Source organism: Pseudidiomarina sp. (assembly GCF_033722695.1).
Classification (GTDB): domain Bacteria; phylum Pseudomonadota; class Gammaproteobacteria; order Enterobacterales; family Alteromonadaceae; genus Pseudidiomarina.
The window spans coordinates 1-15,179 of sequence record NZ_JAWVYM010000004.1; the positions used below are offsets into that span (position 1 = coordinate 1).

Annotated in this window: 16 protein-coding genes; 3 read left to right on the forward strand and 13 right to left on the reverse strand. The window is 53.1% G+C overall.

The features are described from left to right. The 4 genes from R3196_RS02645 to nudC form a co-directional block, all read right to left on the reverse strand. Positions 1-644: efflux RND transporter permease subunit (locus R3196_RS02645; protein WP_318935099.1), on the reverse strand; the 644-nt coding region annotated here is incomplete at its 3' end. Between the two features lie 2 nt (positions 645-646). Beyond that, the gene (locus R3196_RS02650; RefSeq protein ID WP_318935100.1) at positions 647-1,702 is read right to left on the reverse strand and encodes an efflux RND transporter periplasmic adaptor subunit; all 1,056 of its coding nucleotides are present in this window, start codon (positions 1,700-1,702) and stop codon (positions 647-649) included. A gap of 124 nt (positions 1,703-1,826) precedes the next feature. Further along, positions 1,827-2,891 carry a uroporphyrinogen decarboxylase gene (hemE, locus tag R3196_RS02655; RefSeq protein ID WP_318935101.1) on the reverse strand — a complete coding sequence of 355 codons (1,065 nt, stop codon included), beginning with the start codon at positions 2,889-2,891 and terminating at the stop codon, positions 1,827-1,829. Between the two features lie 39 nt (positions 2,892-2,930). Continuing rightward, the gene (nudC, locus tag R3196_RS02660; protein ID WP_318935102.1) at positions 2,931-3,761 is read right to left on the reverse strand and encodes an NAD(+) diphosphatase; all 831 of its coding nucleotides are present in this window, start codon (positions 3,759-3,761) and stop codon (positions 2,931-2,933) included. A gap of 86 nt (positions 3,762-3,847) precedes the next feature. Here nudC and rsd point away from each other — a divergent pair, with 86 nt between their 5' ends. Further along, entirely contained in the window at positions 3,848-4,342 is a 495-nt protein-coding gene (rsd, locus tag R3196_RS02665; protein WP_318935103.1) for a sigma D regulator, read from the forward strand. 71 nt (positions 4,343-4,413) lie between these two features. On the opposite strand, the gene R3196_RS02670 is transcribed toward rsd, so the two are convergent. Beyond that, on the reverse strand, positions 4,414-5,187 hold the full coding sequence (locus tag R3196_RS02670) for an FKBP-type peptidyl-prolyl cis-trans isomerase (RefSeq protein WP_318935104.1): 774 nt from the start codon (positions 5,185-5,187) through the stop codon (positions 4,414-4,416). A gap of 86 nt (positions 5,188-5,273) precedes the next feature. Between R3196_RS02670 and R3196_RS02675 the strand changes: the two genes are divergently transcribed. Continuing rightward, positions 5,274-5,507 carry a SlyX family protein gene (locus R3196_RS02675; protein WP_318935105.1) on the forward strand — a complete coding sequence of 78 codons (234 nt, stop codon included), beginning with the start codon at positions 5,274-5,276 and terminating at the stop codon, positions 5,505-5,507. Between the two features lie 68 nt (positions 5,508-5,575). After that, positions 5,576-6,463, forward strand: coding sequence for a phosphoribulokinase (locus R3196_RS02680; protein WP_318935106.1), 888 nt, complete (start codon positions 5,576-5,578; stop codon positions 6,461-6,463). 3 nt (positions 6,464-6,466) lie between these two features. On the opposite strand, the gene R3196_RS02685 is transcribed toward R3196_RS02680, so the two are convergent. The 8 genes from R3196_RS02685 to trpS all read right to left on the reverse strand — a co-directional run bounded on the left by R3196_RS02685 (position 6,467) and on the right by trpS (position 15,167). Beyond that, positions 6,467-7,318, reverse strand: coding sequence for a 23S rRNA (adenine(2030)-N(6))-methyltransferase RlmJ (locus R3196_RS02685; protein WP_318935107.1), 852 nt, complete (start codon positions 7,316-7,318; stop codon positions 6,467-6,469). 10 nt (positions 7,319-7,328) lie between these two features. Beyond that, positions 7,329-7,730: an OsmC family protein gene (locus tag R3196_RS02690; protein WP_318935203.1), complete on the reverse strand. Its 402-nt coding sequence runs from the start codon at positions 7,728-7,730 to the stop codon at positions 7,329-7,331. A gap of 14 nt (positions 7,731-7,744) precedes the next feature. After that, positions 7,745-9,214 (reverse strand): succinylglutamate-semialdehyde dehydrogenase, encoded by a 1,470-nt coding sequence (astD, locus tag R3196_RS02695; RefSeq protein WP_318935108.1) that lies wholly within the window; start codon positions 9,212-9,214, stop codon positions 7,745-7,747. After that, entirely contained in the window at positions 9,211-10,239 is a 1,029-nt protein-coding gene (gene astA / locus R3196_RS02700) for an arginine N-succinyltransferase (protein WP_318935109.1), read from the reverse strand. Before astA ends, astD begins: the two co-directional genes overlap by 4 nt. 17 nt (positions 10,240-10,256) lie before the next feature. Next, positions 10,257-11,495, reverse strand: coding sequence for an aspartate aminotransferase family protein (locus R3196_RS02705; protein ID WP_318935110.1), 1,239 nt, complete (start codon positions 11,493-11,495; stop codon positions 10,257-10,259). Between the two features lie 169 nt (positions 11,496-11,664). Further along, positions 11,665-12,255: an aminodeoxychorismate/anthranilate synthase component II gene (locus tag R3196_RS02710; RefSeq protein ID WP_318935111.1), complete on the reverse strand. Its 591-nt coding sequence runs from the start codon at positions 12,253-12,255 to the stop codon at positions 11,665-11,667. Positions 12,256-12,268: 13 nt separating this feature from the next. After that, positions 12,269-14,131 carry an acetyl-CoA hydrolase/transferase C-terminal domain-containing protein gene (locus tag R3196_RS02715; RefSeq protein WP_318935112.1) on the reverse strand — a complete coding sequence of 621 codons (1,863 nt, stop codon included), beginning with the start codon at positions 14,129-14,131 and terminating at the stop codon, positions 12,269-12,271. A 28-nt stretch (positions 14,132-14,159) separates the two neighbouring features. Continuing rightward, on the reverse strand, positions 14,160-15,167 hold the full coding sequence (gene trpS / locus R3196_RS02720; RefSeq protein WP_318935113.1) for a tryptophan--tRNA ligase: 1,008 nt from the start codon (positions 15,165-15,167) through the stop codon (positions 14,160-14,162). Between the last annotated feature and the right edge of the window lie 12 nt (positions 15,168-15,179).

A 15,179-nucleotide genomic window follows, 5' to 3' on the forward strand; every position in this document is an offset into this window, starting at 1 on the left:
GGCAATTCCACGTTTTCTGAGCGCAGCCGATTCTCAATATCCGCCACTGTTATATTGCGGGCTGCCATAGCCTCGCGGTCAAGCCAGATGCGCATCGCATAACGGCGTTCACCGCCGAGGTTAACCCGGGCAACCCCATCAACCACAGACAACCGGTCGACGATATAGCGATCGGCGTAGTCAGTCAGTTCCAGAATACTCATGGTTTCACTGCGCAGGTTATACCAGACCACAGTGCTTTCGTCGGAATTCGCTTTTGAGACTTCCGGTGGGTCAACCTGCTCGGGCAAATTGTCCAATACCCGTGAAACCCGATCGCGCACGTCATTGGCGGCGGCGTCGATATCGCGGTCCAGGGTAAACTCGATGCTGATTCGCGAACGGCCATTGCGGCTGCTCGAGTTAATGTTCTTGATACCCTCAATACCGCTGATGCGATCTTCAATAAGCTGGGTCACCTGCGTTTCAACAATCTCAGCGGAGGCGCCGCGATAATTGGTATCAATAGAGACAACCGGTGGATCAATATCCGGGTACTCGCGCAGAGGCAACATGCTAAAGCAGACAATACCAAAAACAATCAGCAGAATATTTACGACCGAGGCAAAAACCGGGCGTTTGACCGAAACGTCAGACAACAGCATGGTTAGCCCTCCCGGACGTTAACAGCAACGCCGTCACGCAGACGCACCATGCCCTCAGTTACCACCCGGGTACCCGGCTTGATACCACTGACAATCTCGACAATACCCGGTTTACGACGACCCACAACGACCTCAGTCTGCCGGGCAATGTTATCGCTGCCCACCACATAGACGTAGTGGCGGTCCTGCATCGGCACTATGGCTTTTTCCGGCAAGATCATGGTGGTATCTACGCTGCGCAATAAATTCACGCGTAGCAGCATGCCGGGTCGTAATTTACCATCTTCGTTCGGGATATTGGCTCGTACCAGAATCGACCGGGTAAGCGGGTCAACACGCGAGTCAATACTACGGATAACGCCAGTGAATTCTTCGCCGGGATAAGCCGCGCTGCGGGCCGTTATTTTTTGTCCGGTCTGCAGACTGGCGAAATACAACTCAGGCACACTGAAATCAAGCTTGATCGGGGCTACGTCGTCAAGGGTAGTGATCTGCTGGCCCGGCGATACCAGTGAACCAACGCTGACATGACGAATACCAAGGCGACCATCAAAAGGGGCAATGATTTGTTTCTGGGCCAGCCGCACTTCTGCCACTGCCAGTTCCGCGGTGGTTTCTTTGACTATGACATCCTGCAGTTCAAGCTGTTGCTGCGATGCAGCATTCTGGCGGGACAGGTCCAGTAGCCGCTGATACTGCCGCTGTGCTTCAGCCAGACGGAATTTCAGCTCCTGCACCCGGGCGCGTTCCTCCCGGGCATCCAGCTCAACCAGCAAGTCACCCGCTTCGGCCATATCGCCGTCATCAAAGTGCACAGCCACGACCACTTCCTGCGCCTGAGCGGTCACCACAATAGACTCGTTGGCCTGGGCCGTACCCAAAGCTTCGATAACGTCCCGGTATTCGGCCATTTTCGCAACCTGAATACGCACGGGTACCGCTGCCTGTTGCTGTTGCTGCTGTTGCTGAGGTTCATGAATGAACCAGAAGTAAGCGCCGGCAAGTGCAAAAATTGCGACAAACAATGTGAGTGGATTAATTAACTTCCGAATTGCCATAAACACCCCAGGTACCGCGCAGAATAATAGACGCTATCAGTTGTGGTCTATTGTAACGCAGCTGTATCGAGCGGAAGTTCCGCTTACCGCTCAATACAGGGGGTTAGCCGCAAATCAACGATGATTATTTGTGATAGGCGGGGCTTAACTTATGAACCGCATTGATAAAGGCAGCAGCATGTTCAGGATCCACCTCAGGGTGAATACCGTGGCCAAGGTTAAATACATGGCCGTTACCTTTGCCATAACTAGCCAGAATACGGCCCACTTCTTCTTCAATCCGGTTAGGGGATGCATATAACATGCTGGGGTCCATATTACCTTGCAGCGCCACTTTATCGGCTACCGCCGCGCGGGCATCGCCCATATCTGTAGTCCAGTCGACGCCAAGCGCATCGGCACCGGTGGCGGCCATATCAGCCAGCCAGGCGCCACCATTTTTGGTAAAGAGCGTGACTGGCACCTGGCGGCCCTCGGCCTGGCGTGTCAGCCCTTTAACGATCTTCTCCATATAGCGCAGTGAAAACTCACGATAATCCCGCGGGCTCAGCACGCCGCCCCAGGTATCGAACACCATGACGGCCTGGGCGCCAGCGGCGATCTGCGCGTTCAGATAAAGGACCACGGAATCCGCCAGCTTATCCAGCAGCAAATGCATAGCCTGAGGTTCAGCAAACATCAGCTTTTTAACCTGACTGAAGTTTTTGGTGCTGCCACCTTCAACCATATAAGTTGCCAGGGTCCAGGGGCTACCGGAGAAACCAATAAGAGGCACTTCGCCTTTGAGTTCGCGGCGGATGGTGCGTACCGCATCCATCACATAGCCTAGTTCCTGTTCCGGGTCAGGCACGCCTAATTGTTCTATCGCCTTTAAATCGCGCACCGGATGCTTAAACTTAGGCCCTTCGCCAGTCTCAAAATAGAGCCCTAAACCCATTGCATCAGGAATAGTCAGAATGTCGGAGAACAGAATCGCTGCATCCAGAGAAAACCGACGTAGTGGCTGTAAGGTCACTTCGCAGGCCAATTCCGGATTCTTACACAGGCTCATGAAGTCACCGGCTTGCGCACGCAGTTCCCGGTACTCCGGCAAATAACGGCCCGCCTGACGCATCATCCAGATCGGAGTGCGCGCTGTAGGCTGTCGTAGCAAAGCACGAAGATAGATATCATTTTTTAATTCAGTCATGGCCATACGAATCCGTTACCTTAAGTGCGCGGCATTTTATCAGCCTCTGCTTTTGGTTTCCTGCTCAATTTCAGTTTTTAGCTGATCAATCAGTTTGCGGGCAATGGTTCCCGCCAATGGCACCCGCGGTAACTTATCAATATCAAACCAGTCACCTTCTTCAAGCTCAAAGGGATCCAGGCGTAATTCACCCGATTCCCACTCCGCGGTAAAGCCGATCATCAGCGAGTGGGGAAATGGCCAGGCTTGGGTACCAACGAAACGGGGATTCTTGATTTTTATGCCAGCCTCTTCCATAACCTCACGCGCAAGGGTGTGCTCGATAGCTTCACCGGCTTCAACAAAGCCAGCCAGCACCGAAAATAATCCTTCAGGGTGGCGCTTGCCGCGCGCCAGCAAAACCTTCCGCCCATTGCGGATAGCAACAATAATACAGGGTGATATGCGTGGGTAGCAGCGGTGCTGACAACTGTGGCAGTGCATCGCCAGTTCCCAGTCCACTTCATGCATACGCACACCGCAGCGCCCACAGAACCGATGAGTCGATAAAAACTCACTGATTTGCTTCGCACGGGCAGCGATTGCGAACATGTCTTCGTCACCAACCGTGAGTAATTCACGGACATTACCGAACTCACCCAGCTCTGCAAACTGCGTGTCACCATAGTCCGCCAGCACCAGATAGCAACTGCGTTCCCTTAGCTCCCCGAGAAACACAATCTTATATTCCGACAAGTCCGGCATCGGCATCTGCGCTGCCATACCGTGGGGCGGTAAAGGCTCGTCACGACGCAGAATCAGCTCGCCGCCCGCGACAATAAACCACCATGCGGGTTCATCGGGCCCAGGCCGTTGATTAGGTTTAGTCATAAGCTATTTTAACCACATACAAAAGAGTTGACGTCAGCTTAGCATCATCGGATTATGGGGGCTATTATTAGGCTAAGGGGAAGATCATGTTAAGTCGTCATGAACAAGCAACCGAGCGATGGAGTGGAGCTCATCAGGTCATAGATAACTGGCTGCAGGCCCGGCAGTTGCTGTTAATTGATTACTTTAAACTGGCAGGTTTACCGCCATACGAAAGTGATCACAATGTTCTGCCCAGCACCAGTGAGCTACGCGATTTTTGCGGATTACTGGTCGATTACGTTTCCGCCGGGCACTTTGAAGTTTATGACCGGCTGATTAGCAGCGCATCGGAGTTGCCCAAGGCGACCCATGAGCTAACGAGCCGCTTGTTCAGGCTAATTGCTGAAACCACAGAAGTCGCTCTGGATTTTAACGATAGCTTTGGTGACTTAGCACCGAAAGCCCCGTTACCCGGCTTTGATGCGGCACTGTCTCAGCTCGGTGAAGCCCTTGAATTGCGCATGGAGTTTGAAGACGAACTCATGCAGACACTGGAGCAACACCAGTTGCTGACGGCTCCATCCCCGGCAGCGGAATAAAAGACCCAGCAAAAAAAAAGCCAGTCTGATGACTGGCTTTTTTATGTCCGGATAACGCGACTTGCCCTGCGTTATTGTCCGCTTTCGTCCGCTGGTGCAGCTTCTTCTGCAGGCTCTTTAATATCCAGCAGCTCTACTTCAAAAATCAGCGTAGAGTTAGGCGGAATAGCGCCACCACCAACTTCACGATCGCCGTAAGCCAGATCAGCCGGAATCACAAACCGGTACTTAGAACCAACCGGCATCAGTTGCACGCCTTCAGTCCAGCCTGCGATAACGCGGTTCAGAGGGAATACTGCCGGTTCGCCACGCTCAAACGAGCTATCGAAAACTTCGCCGTTGATCAACTTGCCTTCATAATGAACTTCAACGATATCGGTCGCTTCCGGAGTAGGCGCGCCTTCCGGGCCAGCACTGATGACTTCGTACTGCAGACCCGATTCAGTTACCGTCACGCCTTCTTTTTTAGCGTTCTCAGCAAGATAGGCTTCACCTTCTTCCATGGCCTTAGAACCCAGTTCGCTCTGACGCAGCTCCATAAATTCCTGCTGCATTTGCGCTAACAGCTCATCCGCTTCTTCCTGGCTGATTTTGGACTCAGCTTTCAGGGAGTCAACGAAACCGGCAATAACCAGGCTGCGGTCGAGTTCATAACCGACTTCTTCCTGACTGGTCAGGTTCGAATCGACAAAGGTGCCAACCGAGGCGCCCAGTGCGTAAGCCATTTTGCCACGCTCTTCAGTCGGGGCCTGCTCACTGACAGGGTAAGGTTCTTGTTGTTTAGTACAACCCACTACAGCCAACGCGATTACCGTCATAGCCAGTGGTAGTTTAAATTGCTTCATGCCTATCTCCAGGATTGAATTTTCTATCAGAACAAGGTGTAATTCATCGCAATTCCTATACTACACATAAACAGGGGCATTTGCCTATGGCTGCCGCCGAAGATAACGAACTTAGCCGTCGTATTGCTGATCTTGAAAGCCAGTTGGCATTCCAGGAAGATACGATAGAAACATTGAATCAGCTGCTGACCAGGCAGTCTGACCTGCTGCACGAACTTCAACGTAAGGTTACTGTGCTTGGCGAACGCTTTCAGCAAGTGCAGGAGCATAGTTCGACCGCAAGCACGAATCCCGATGATGAACGCCCGCCGCATTATTAACAGCCGCAGCTGACTTGACCCGTCGCACCTGAGCCCGTATAACATTCATTCAACTTTGCGGAGGGCTCATGTCGGTATACCACCCTATAATTGCAGTGACGGGCTCGTCGGGCGCCGGAACCACCACCACCAGCCAGGCCCTGCGGCATATTTTCCGAACCCAGGACATCAACGCTGCTTTTGCAGAAGGTGACAGCTTTCACCGCTATTCCAGACCAGAAATGGACCTGGCTATCCGTAAAGCTCAGGATCAGGGCCGCCATATCAGCTATTTTGGCCCCGAAGCCAACGACTTTGAGCGGCTCGAAGCTTTATTTCGTGAATACAGTGAAAGTGGCAAGGGTCAGACCCGTCGCTATCTGCATAGTTTTGACGATGCCGTACCCTATAACCAGATGCCAGGTACTTTCACACCCTGGGAACCGCTGCCGGAAAATACTGACGTACTTTTCTATGAAGGTCTGCATGGCGGTGTCAGTGGCAAAGACTATGACGTAGCCCGGTATGTGGATTTGCTGATCGGCATGGTGCCTATCGTTAACCTCGAGTGGATCCAAAAGTTACTGCGCGACACCTCCGAGCGAGGCCATTCGCGCGAGGCTGTTACGCAGAGCATCGTGCGCAGTATGGAAGACTACATTCACCATATTGTGCCTCAATTCTCGCGCACCCATATAAACTTTCAGCGGGTACCCACGGTGGATACCTCGAACCCGTTCAGCGCCAAAGACATCCCGTCACTCGATGAGAGTTTTGTGGTTATTCGCTTCCGCGGCATTAAGAATGTCGACTTCCCCTATTACCTGCAAATGATCGACGGGGCTTTTATGTCGCGCATGAACACCTTAGTGGTACCCGGCGGCAAAATGGTATTTGCTATGGAGCTGATTCTGGCGCCGCTGATTGAGGAAATTATCGAGAAAAAACGCCGGAGCGGGGCAGCTGGACTAGTTTAACCGTTAAGCTGGCCAGGTCGCGCGCCACTCAGCCCCCTCACCCTGGGCGAGTAATGGGGTCAGAAATTCCATGACCTCTGTCAACTGCTGCAGCAGGCCATAGGGCGGGTTGATAAAAAACATCCCGCAACCGTTCAGTTTGGTGCGGTCATGGGGCGCCCGGATCATTAAATCTACCGCCAGCACTTTGTCAGCACCAGCCAGCCGGGTTGCGTGTTTATGAAACACGCCGACATTTAGTGGATCTTTAATCGGATACCAGACCGCGTAAGTGCCGTTAGCCCAGCGTTGCAGTCCCTGCCCCAGCGCCGTGCTAACCTGAATAAACTCATCGCGTTGCTCAAAAGGCGGATCAATCAGTACCAGTCCGCGTTTTGCCGGCGGGGGCAACAGGGCTTTTAGCGCGCCATAGCCGTCGGTCTCGGTCATGACTTTTACCGAACCAGCGCAGCGGAAGTCCTGCCGGACGTTTTGAGCCAGCAAGCGGGCATCGTCGGGGTGTAACTCGCACAGTACCATTGCGTCCTGCGCACGCAATTGTTGTGTACTTAACCAGGGGGAGCCCGGATACCAGCGTAGCGCGCCGTCCGGATTCAGGCTGCGGACATTATCCAGATAGGCCTGCAGCGCCGCAGGCGGCTTGTCAGCCGCCAACAGTCGCGCTATCCCCTGCTTCCACTCGGCAGTTTTACTCGCCTGTTCGCCCTGCAGGTCATACATACCAATACCGGCGTGGGTATCCAGCACCCAGAACGCTTTGTCTTTCTGACGCAGGTAATCAAGGCAAATCATTTGCAGCGAATGCTTCAGTACATCCGCAAAGTTACCGGCATGATAGCTATGGCGATAATTCATCGGCGCTGACTCAGGCAGGCTCGATGCTGTAGCTGTGGGTCATCACCACAGTTGTATCCAGCATCTTCGCCACCGAGCAGTACTTCTCAGCTGATAGCCGGACCGCGCGCTCGACATGAGCCTCAGCGATGTTGTTGCCAGTCACTACAAAGTGCAGGTGAATGTCAGTGAATACTGCCGGCACTCCATCAGCGCGCGTCCCTTTGACTTCACAGCGACACGCGGTCACACCCTGCCGCGCTTTCTCAAGGATCATCACCACATCCACTGATGAACAGCCGCCAGCGGCAACCAACACCAGCTCCATCGGGCTGGCCGCCGTCTCTTTATCGCCATCAGTAAGCACCTGATGACCAGAACCGCTGGTGGCAGTAAATTGCAGACCCTGCGTCCAGTCGACGCGGGCAGTCATAGTAGCGGGTTTAGTCATATTTTGAGTCCTGGCGCCAGGTTCTCAGGTAAAGCAACTTTGTCCGCTTCTACTGAGGCCACCGGATAGGCGCAGTAGTCGGCTGCGTAATAAGCGCTCGGGCGATGGTTGCCGCTGGCTCCTATACCACCGAACGGTGCGGCACTGCTGGCACCGGTAATCGGCTTATTCCAGTTAACGATGCCGGCCCGTATCCGTTTGAAGAAGTATCTGTAGGTGTCTTCATCGTCACATAAAATGCCGGCAGAAAGACCAAATTCAGTGTTGTTGGCCTCGTTGATGGCCTCATCAAAATCTGTGTAGCGATAGACTTTGAGCAGCGGCCCAAAATGCTCCACATCCGGCATTTCATCCACATTAGTCACGTCCAGAATGCCCGGTGATACAAAACCCAGATTGTGATCCTTCTGCACCATACGCAGTAGCACGGTGGCGCCGGCATCGCTGAGTTCATGCTGTACACTCACCATGTCGCTCGCGGCTTTGGCAGAAATCATGGCGCCCATGAAGGGCTGCGGATCCGCTTCGTAGTCGCCGACCTGGATGTTCTCTGCCACTTCCAGCAGCCGCTCCAGGATAGCATCACCGTTGTCACTTTGTTCCAGGAACAAGCGGCGGGCGCAAGTACAGCGCTGGCCTGAACTGATAAATGCCGATTGCACGATGTCATGGACCGCGGCATCCACATCAGCCACGTCCTTAACCAGTAGCGGGTTATTGCCACCCATTTCCAGTGCCAGAATTTTGTCGGGCCGGCCGGCAAACTGCTTATGCAGAATATGTCCGGTACCTGATGAGCCGGTAAAGAACAAGCCATCAATTTGCGGGTGGGCGGATAAGGACTTACCGGTATCGACTAGCCCTTGCACCAGATTCAGTACACCTGCTGGCAAACCAGCTTTTTCCCATAACTTGACGCAAAATTCAGCGACATAAGGAGTCATTTCACTGGGTTTGAAGATAACCGTATTACCAGCCAGCAACGATGGCACAATATGGCCGTTCGGCAAATGCCCGGGGAAGTTATACGGGCCAAACACAGCCACCACACCATGGGGTTTGTGCCGAACGAAGGCTTTGCCCGACGGCATCGGATTTTCGACTGTGCCGGTACGCTCATGATAAGCACGCTCAGAAATGGCCACCTTACCAATCATGGCGCCAACTTCGGTCAGACTTTCCCACAACGGCTTGCCGGTCTCCCGGGCAATCAGCAGACCCAGCTCTTTTTTATTTTCTTCCAGCAATTCGGCATACTTTTTACAAATTGCCAGGCGCTCATCAAAGTCTTTGTCGGCCCAGCTAACAAATGCGCCACGGGCAGCGATAACCGCTTGCTCAACCTGGGTATCAATTGCTGTCTTGCCGCTCCAGATGGTTTCATTACGCGCCGGATCGACTGAACTGAACTGATCCCCTTCGCCTTCGGTCCAGATCCCGTTAATAAATAAATTCTTTGCTGTCATGAATTTTCTCCTGTCAGTGGGACAATGCGCACCTGATCGCCAGGTTGCACCCGCAGCGCCGTGGCGCTGTCAGCGTCAATCGTGACGGCTTCTGAGGTTATTTTTACTCGTGTTTGCAGCGCCCTGAAGTCTGCGACCCGGGTATTACAAACAATATAAACAGGCCCTTCGGTGACATTTCCAATGCTCACCGGTAAGCGCTTACTCTCGCGGACGCTTTTAATATTGCTGACTTCGACTTCAACTGTCGGCCCGGCATCAAAAATATCGATGTAGCCACGGAAACGGAAGCCTTCGTTCTCAAGCATACCTAACGCTGGCCGGGTGCTCTTGTGGACTTTACCAACTACCGATTGGGCTTCCGGATCCAATAACTTCACGTAAATAGGCTGGCGAGGCATCAGTTCGGCAATAAAGGTTTTCTCCCCAATACCGGTCAGATAGTCGGCTTCAGTGAAGTCCATTGAGAAAAAATGCTTTTGCAGCCAGCGCCAGAATGGTGATTTACCATCCTCATCAGAAACGCCGCGCATTTCGGCAATCGCGTACTGGCTAAACCGCTCTTTGAATTCCGCCATAAATAGCATACGGAAACGGGATAATACCCGGCCATTCATGTTTTTACGGAACGGCTCTCGCAGAAACAACGTACAGAGCTCGCTGACGCCGGTGTAATCATTACAGAGGGTCAGGGTTTCCAGCGCGTTGTATACGCCCAGCTGTTTCGAATGATGAATTTCTTTACCCAGGCGGTAATGATAAAAGGCATCAGAGCGGCCAACGGTTGCTTCAATGCCACTGCAGCCAACAATCTCGCCCGTGTCGGTGTCTTCCATTACAAACAGATAGCCTTCTTCACCCGGCTCAGAGACCTGCTCACGGGCAAAGGCTTCCTGTGCCCGGGCAATCCGTCGCTGCAGCAGATCTTCGTCAACCGGCAGCGAGGTAAAGCCATGTCCGGACTCCACCGCACAGGCATACAGCGCCTGATAATCCTGAGGCGTAATAGGACGAATAACTAACATAAATTATCTCCGCCGGGTTAACCCGCCAGTTTTGCTACCGCACGCCCAAAACGAGCCAGACCTTCGATAATGTCCTGCTCACGAATGATCAGCGACGGCGCGAAGCGCACCACGTTCGGACCTGCGATTAATACCATAACGCCTTCATCAGCACCGGCATTCAGAAAGTCACGGGCCTTACCGGCCCAGGTATCGTTTAGTTCTGCACCAAGCAATAGCCCTTGCCCGCGAATATCTTTAAATACGTTATGGCGGTCATTGATATCTTGTAGCAGTTTCTTGAACATGGATTCGCGCTGTTTTACGCCACTTAACACTTCATCAGTATTGACCACATCAAATACCGCTTCAGCCACCGCACAGGCCAGCGGGTTACCGCCATAAGTGCTGCCATGGGTGCCTGGCTTCAGATGCGAGGCGATAGTTGCAGTAGTGAGCATAGCGCCGATTGGGAAACCACCTCCAAGCGCCTTGGCGGAAGTCAGAATGTCTGGCGTCACGCCCAGTTGCTGATATGCGTAGAGGCTGCCAGTTCGGCCAAAGCCCGTCTGCACTTCATCAAAAATCAGCAATGCATGGTGCTTATCACAGAGATCGCGGACGCCCTGCACAAATTCCTGATCGGGGCTAATAATACCGCCCTCGCCTTGCAGAGGCTCCATCATCACCGCACAGGTTTTCTCAGACATCAGCTTTTCAAGTGCTTCAAGATCGTTATAAGCCACATGCTCAACAGCGCCGGGTTTCGGTCCGAAGCCTTCTGAATAAGCGGGCTGGCCGCCCACGGTTACAGTGAAGAAGGTACGGCCATGAAAGCCTTTAGTAAATGCAATAATCTGTTGCTTCTGCTCACCGTGATTATCCAGCGCCCAGCGCCGCGCTAGTTTTAGCGCCGCTTCGTTAGCTTCAGCGCCGGAGTTGGCGAAGTAGACCTGATCAGCGAAAGTGGCGTCAGCCAGTTTTTTAGCCAGGCGAATAGCTGGCTCATTGGTAAATACGTTACTCAAATGCCAGAGCTTATTGCCCTGTTCGGTTAGCGCGCTGACCATCGCCGGGTGACAATGACCAAGACAGTTCACCGCAATACCACCGGCAAAATCGACATACTCGGTATCGGCCTGATCCCACACCCGGGACCCTTCACCGCGCACCGGAATCATCTTGGCAGGGTTGTAATTAGGCACCATGACCTCATCGAACATGGCGCGAGTGACTGCTTGTTGTGCTGAGTTAGCTGCTGACTTAGGCGTTGACATAAATTCCCCTTGTTCGCTTTTATTACAACTATTCTGATGCGCGTATTATCGCAGAAAAAAGCATCGCTGTCTGCGCGGGCACTAAGAAAAACAGAGGGCTGACAATGATTTAGCTAAGTTTGCAAAGGCTTTGCATAAGTATGCGGATTAGCCCGGGGAAGGCGAATAACTACTGCTCAGCCCGGGTTATTCTGAGGAAATTTTGCAGTACGGCATGGCCCTGCTCAGTCTGCACCGCTTCCGGATGGTATTGCACGCCCCAGATTGGCAAAGTGGCATGGCGGATCGCCATAATTTCCCGCTTGCCATTCAGGTCGTCTACCCAGGCATCAACAATAAGATCTGCCGGCATGCTGTCTGGATCCAGCAGCAGCGAATGATAGCGGGCCACAGTAAACGTTTCCGGCAAGCCATGGAACAGCCCCTGATTATCGTGCCGTAATACGGATGTTTTACCGTGCATAACACGCGCTGCCCGCACGACTTTGGCACCGAATACCTGCCCAATCGCCTGATGTCCCAGGCAAACCCCTAGTAGCGGCAGCTTTCCGGCAACAGTCCGAATCAGCTCCAGAGAAATACCGGCGTCGTCGGGTGTGCAGGGGCCCGGTGAGATTACCAGTCCGGTCAGAGGCAGTTTATTAATCGCGTCGAGGGTGACTTCATCGTTGCGCACCACCTGAATTTGCGCGCCAAGTTCACGAAAATAGCGCACCACGTTATGGGTAAACGAATCGTAGTTATCGATCATCAACAACATGCTAAAACACCTGTCATAAACGGGTTTCAGCCAGTGCTGCCAGCAGCAGCTTCTGATACAGGCGCTCTTTAAGCCCGTTCGGATTCGCTAACTGCATACGCTCCAGACACGTCTGCTCTTGCTGCTGTGGCGTTCCAGCTAACAAGCCGGACATCAGCATTTTGGTCAGTTTCCATTTCGAGTGGCTACGGTTTTTCAACAACGCCAGCGGCTCCAGCAGTCGTTGTTCTGTCTCGGTGAAATCGGTTCCCAGCGGGAACTTGGGCAACATACCCTCCTGCCTGGCCCGATAGAGCTGTGTGTTCAGGCGTTCAGGCGTATTATTGCGCCAGGCTTTCGGAATTTCCCATGACTTCTCAAGTTTTCCCGCCTGCTGTGCCTGCTCCAGCAATTCACCCTGAAAGCGCGAATCACTGATGTTCAGCATGGCCTTAATGGCTTCAGCTTCAGTGGTGCCGCGCAGCCTGGCAACGCCGTATTCGGTAATTACAATATCCCGCAAATGCCAGGGAATGGTTTGATGGCCGTAGTTCCAGACAATATTCGAGCGCTCATGACCTTGGTCAGTGCGAGTCGCGTTAACCGTGATAATGGAGCGGGCATCGTCAAGCGCAAATGCCTGATCAACAAAATCATGCTGGCCCCCGACCCCACTGATCACCCGCCCGTCCGCCAGAGCATCAGAGACAATGGCACCGCGCAGGGTAGCCATCATGGCATTATTGATAAACGAAGCCTTCTGGCGAGCCTCGCGTTTGTCATGTTCCTGGCCATACAGGTGGTTGGTGAAGCTAACTGGCTTCATCGCAAAACGGCCACGTTCAGCACTACTCATTTCACGCAAGCGCCGGTAGAAGTCGCGGCAATCAGCAAAGAAGCCGCCGTGCAAAATGGCTCCGTCGACCTCCCGTTTAAGGATACCGTGTTCGGCAAGATGCAAAAAGCCATCGACAAACATCTCGCTGACGCCGTACAAGCCGACCGCAAATGGTGTGTCTTCTACATCAGGCGCGGTTGGCTGGCCGGCAGTCAGCTCCGCCAGTAACCGGCGGAAGTCGCGGTTTTGTTGGTGTCGTAAAATCAGGCTGTGGGCAATCGCATCACCAATAGAACCAATACCAATCTGCAGGCTGCCGCCATCCCGGACTAGTCGCGCTGCGTGCAGACCAATCGCCTGGTCCTGAAAACTGACCGGACGCTTGGGAATTGAAAAGAGTTCAAAGTCGGTGTCGTCGCTATCAAGCAGAACATCGACTTCATTTGCACCAATCAACGCCTCCCCAGCCATAAAAGGCAACTCACTATTGAACTGGCCGGCCAGGACGAAATTAAGCTTGCCTTGCTTGCGTAACTTCAGCAGGTCAACGGTGATGTCCGGATTACAACTAAGGCTAAAATCATCACCCTCGCGCGCCAGCAATTGTGCCACCACATTTACACCCTGATCGCGCAACAGACCAAGGGCATGACTATAGTTGACGGGGATATAGCTTTGTTGAGCGACTGGATTGGTCGTCCATTGACCGGCCATAAAAAAGAACTCGCTGACCTGAATATTGGCCGGTAAACGCTGTTCGCGGATAAGCTGAATATAATCAAGGTCAGGATAGTTACCGAACAGGCGCTCACGAGCTGGCTCCAGAAAGCGCCGGGTCAGTTCACTATCCGGGCGCGGCGCTGCCAGACTCAGCGCGGTGACAATTTTGAGCTCAATACTGGTATCTTGCAGCGCTCGCTTAAGCAGGGCATTGGCGATGTGATTAGCCTTGCCCAGCCCCAGCGGCAGCCCCAGCACAACAGTTTTGCCGACCTGCCGGATAATCGCGTCAGCGACCTGATCCGGATACTGATAGCTATTCGGCGCTGAAGCTGTCATTTACACTACCTGCCTGCAATAGATGAGTTTAGGGACGTGGAACGAATCCTATTACATCATAGACCTTCGCTAAGGTTTGCGCCGCATGGGCACTGGCCTGATCGGCTCCGGATTTCATTACCTGGTTCAGGTAATCCATATTATTGCGGTATTCCTGATAACGCTGCTGAATCGGTTCCAGCATAGCCACCACCGCTTCTGCGGTATCGGTTTTCAAATGGCCATAAAGCTTATCTTCGTATTGCGGAACCAGTTCAGTAATAGATTTGCCGGTGGCCGCTGAGAGAATCGACAGCAAATTCGATACCCCGGGTTTTTCCTCCGGATTGAAATAGACCCGCGCCAGCTCATCAGAGTCTGTCACCGCCCGCTTAAGCTTCTTGGTGATACGCTTGGGGTCTTCCAGTAAACCAATAAAGTTATTCTCATTTTCATCTGACTTGGACATTTTTTTAGTCGGATCCTGCAAGCTCATGACCCGCGCGCCCACTTCCGGAATAAAAGGATCCGGTATGGTGAACACATTCCCGTACAGATTGTTAAAGCGGGTGGCCACATCGCGGGCCAGTTCCAGGTGCTGTTTCTGGTCATTGCCCACCGGTACCTGATTGGCCTGGTACAGCAGAATGTCCGCCGCCATCAGGGCGGGATAGGTATACAAACCGGCGTTGATATTGCCGGCGTGCTGCAGCGATTTATCTTTGAACTGGGTCATCCGGTTCAGTTCACCCATCTGGGTATAGCAGTTTAATATCCATGCCAGCTGTGCGTGTTCGGCTACGTGCGACTGCACAAAAATAATACTGCGCTGCGGATCCAGGCCACAGGCCATATAGAGCGCCAACCCATCAAGGGTTGCTTCACGCAGTCTGGCTGGATCCTGACGTACGGTAATGGCATGCAAGTCCACCAACATAAACCGGCAGTCATGGGTATCCTGCATCGCCACCCACTGGCGCAGGGCGCCAATATAATTACCGATAGACAGTTGTCCGGATGGCTGACAGCCGCTCAATACAATGGGTTTACCGCTCATGATTCGTGGTTT

Bases quoted from the DNA above. Each gene is read 5' to 3' on its own strand.
- R3196_RS02705 (WP_318935110.1), bottom strand. From the start codon at position 11,495: ATGTCAACGCCTAAGTCAGCAGCTAACTCAGCACAACAAGCAGTCACT.
- astD (WP_318935108.1), bottom strand. From the start codon at position 9,214: ATGACAGCAAAGAATTTATTTATTAACGGGATCTGGACCGAAGGCGAA.
- nudC (WP_318935102.1), bottom strand. From the start codon at position 3,761: ATGACTAAACCTAATCAACGGCCTGGGCCCGATGAACCCGCATGGTGG.
- rsd (WP_318935103.1), top strand. From the start codon at position 3,848: ATGTTAAGTCGTCATGAACAAGCAACCGAGCGATGGAGTGGAGCTCAT.
- R3196_RS02710 (WP_318935111.1), bottom strand. From the start codon at position 12,255: ATGTTGTTGATGATCGATAACTACGATTCGTTTACCCATAACGTGGTG.
- R3196_RS02675 (WP_318935105.1), top strand. From the start codon at position 5,274: ATGGCTGCCGCCGAAGATAACGAACTTAGCCGTCGTATTGCTGATCTT.
- R3196_RS02650 (WP_318935100.1), bottom strand. From the start codon at position 1,702: ATGGCAATTCGGAAGTTAATTAATCCACTCACATTGTTTGTCGCAATT.
- R3196_RS02670 (WP_318935104.1), bottom strand. From the start codon at position 5,187: ATGAAGCAATTTAAACTACCACTGGCTATGACGGTAATCGCGTTGGCT.
- R3196_RS02715 (WP_318935112.1), bottom strand. From the start codon at position 14,131: ATGACAGCTTCAGCGCCGAATAGCTATCAGTATCCGGATCAGGTCGCT.
- R3196_RS02685 (WP_318935107.1), bottom strand. From the start codon at position 7,318: ATGAATTATCGCCATAGCTATCATGCCGGTAACTTTGCGGATGTACTG.
- astA (WP_318935109.1), bottom strand. From the start codon at position 10,239: ATGTTAGTTATTCGTCCTATTACGCCTCAGGATTATCAGGCGCTGTAT.
- R3196_RS02680 (WP_318935106.1), top strand. From the start codon at position 5,576: ATGTCGGTATACCACCCTATAATTGCAGTGACGGGCTCGTCGGGCGCC.
- R3196_RS02690 (WP_318935203.1), bottom strand. From the start codon at position 7,730: ATGACTGCCCGCGTCGACTGGACGCAGGGTCTGCAATTTACTGCCACC.
- trpS (WP_318935113.1), bottom strand. From the start codon at position 15,167: ATGAGCGGTAAACCCATTGTATTGAGCGGCTGTCAGCCATCCGGACAA.
- hemE (WP_318935101.1), bottom strand. From the start codon at position 2,891: ATGACTGAATTAAAAAATGATATCTATCTTCGTGCTTTGCTACGACAG.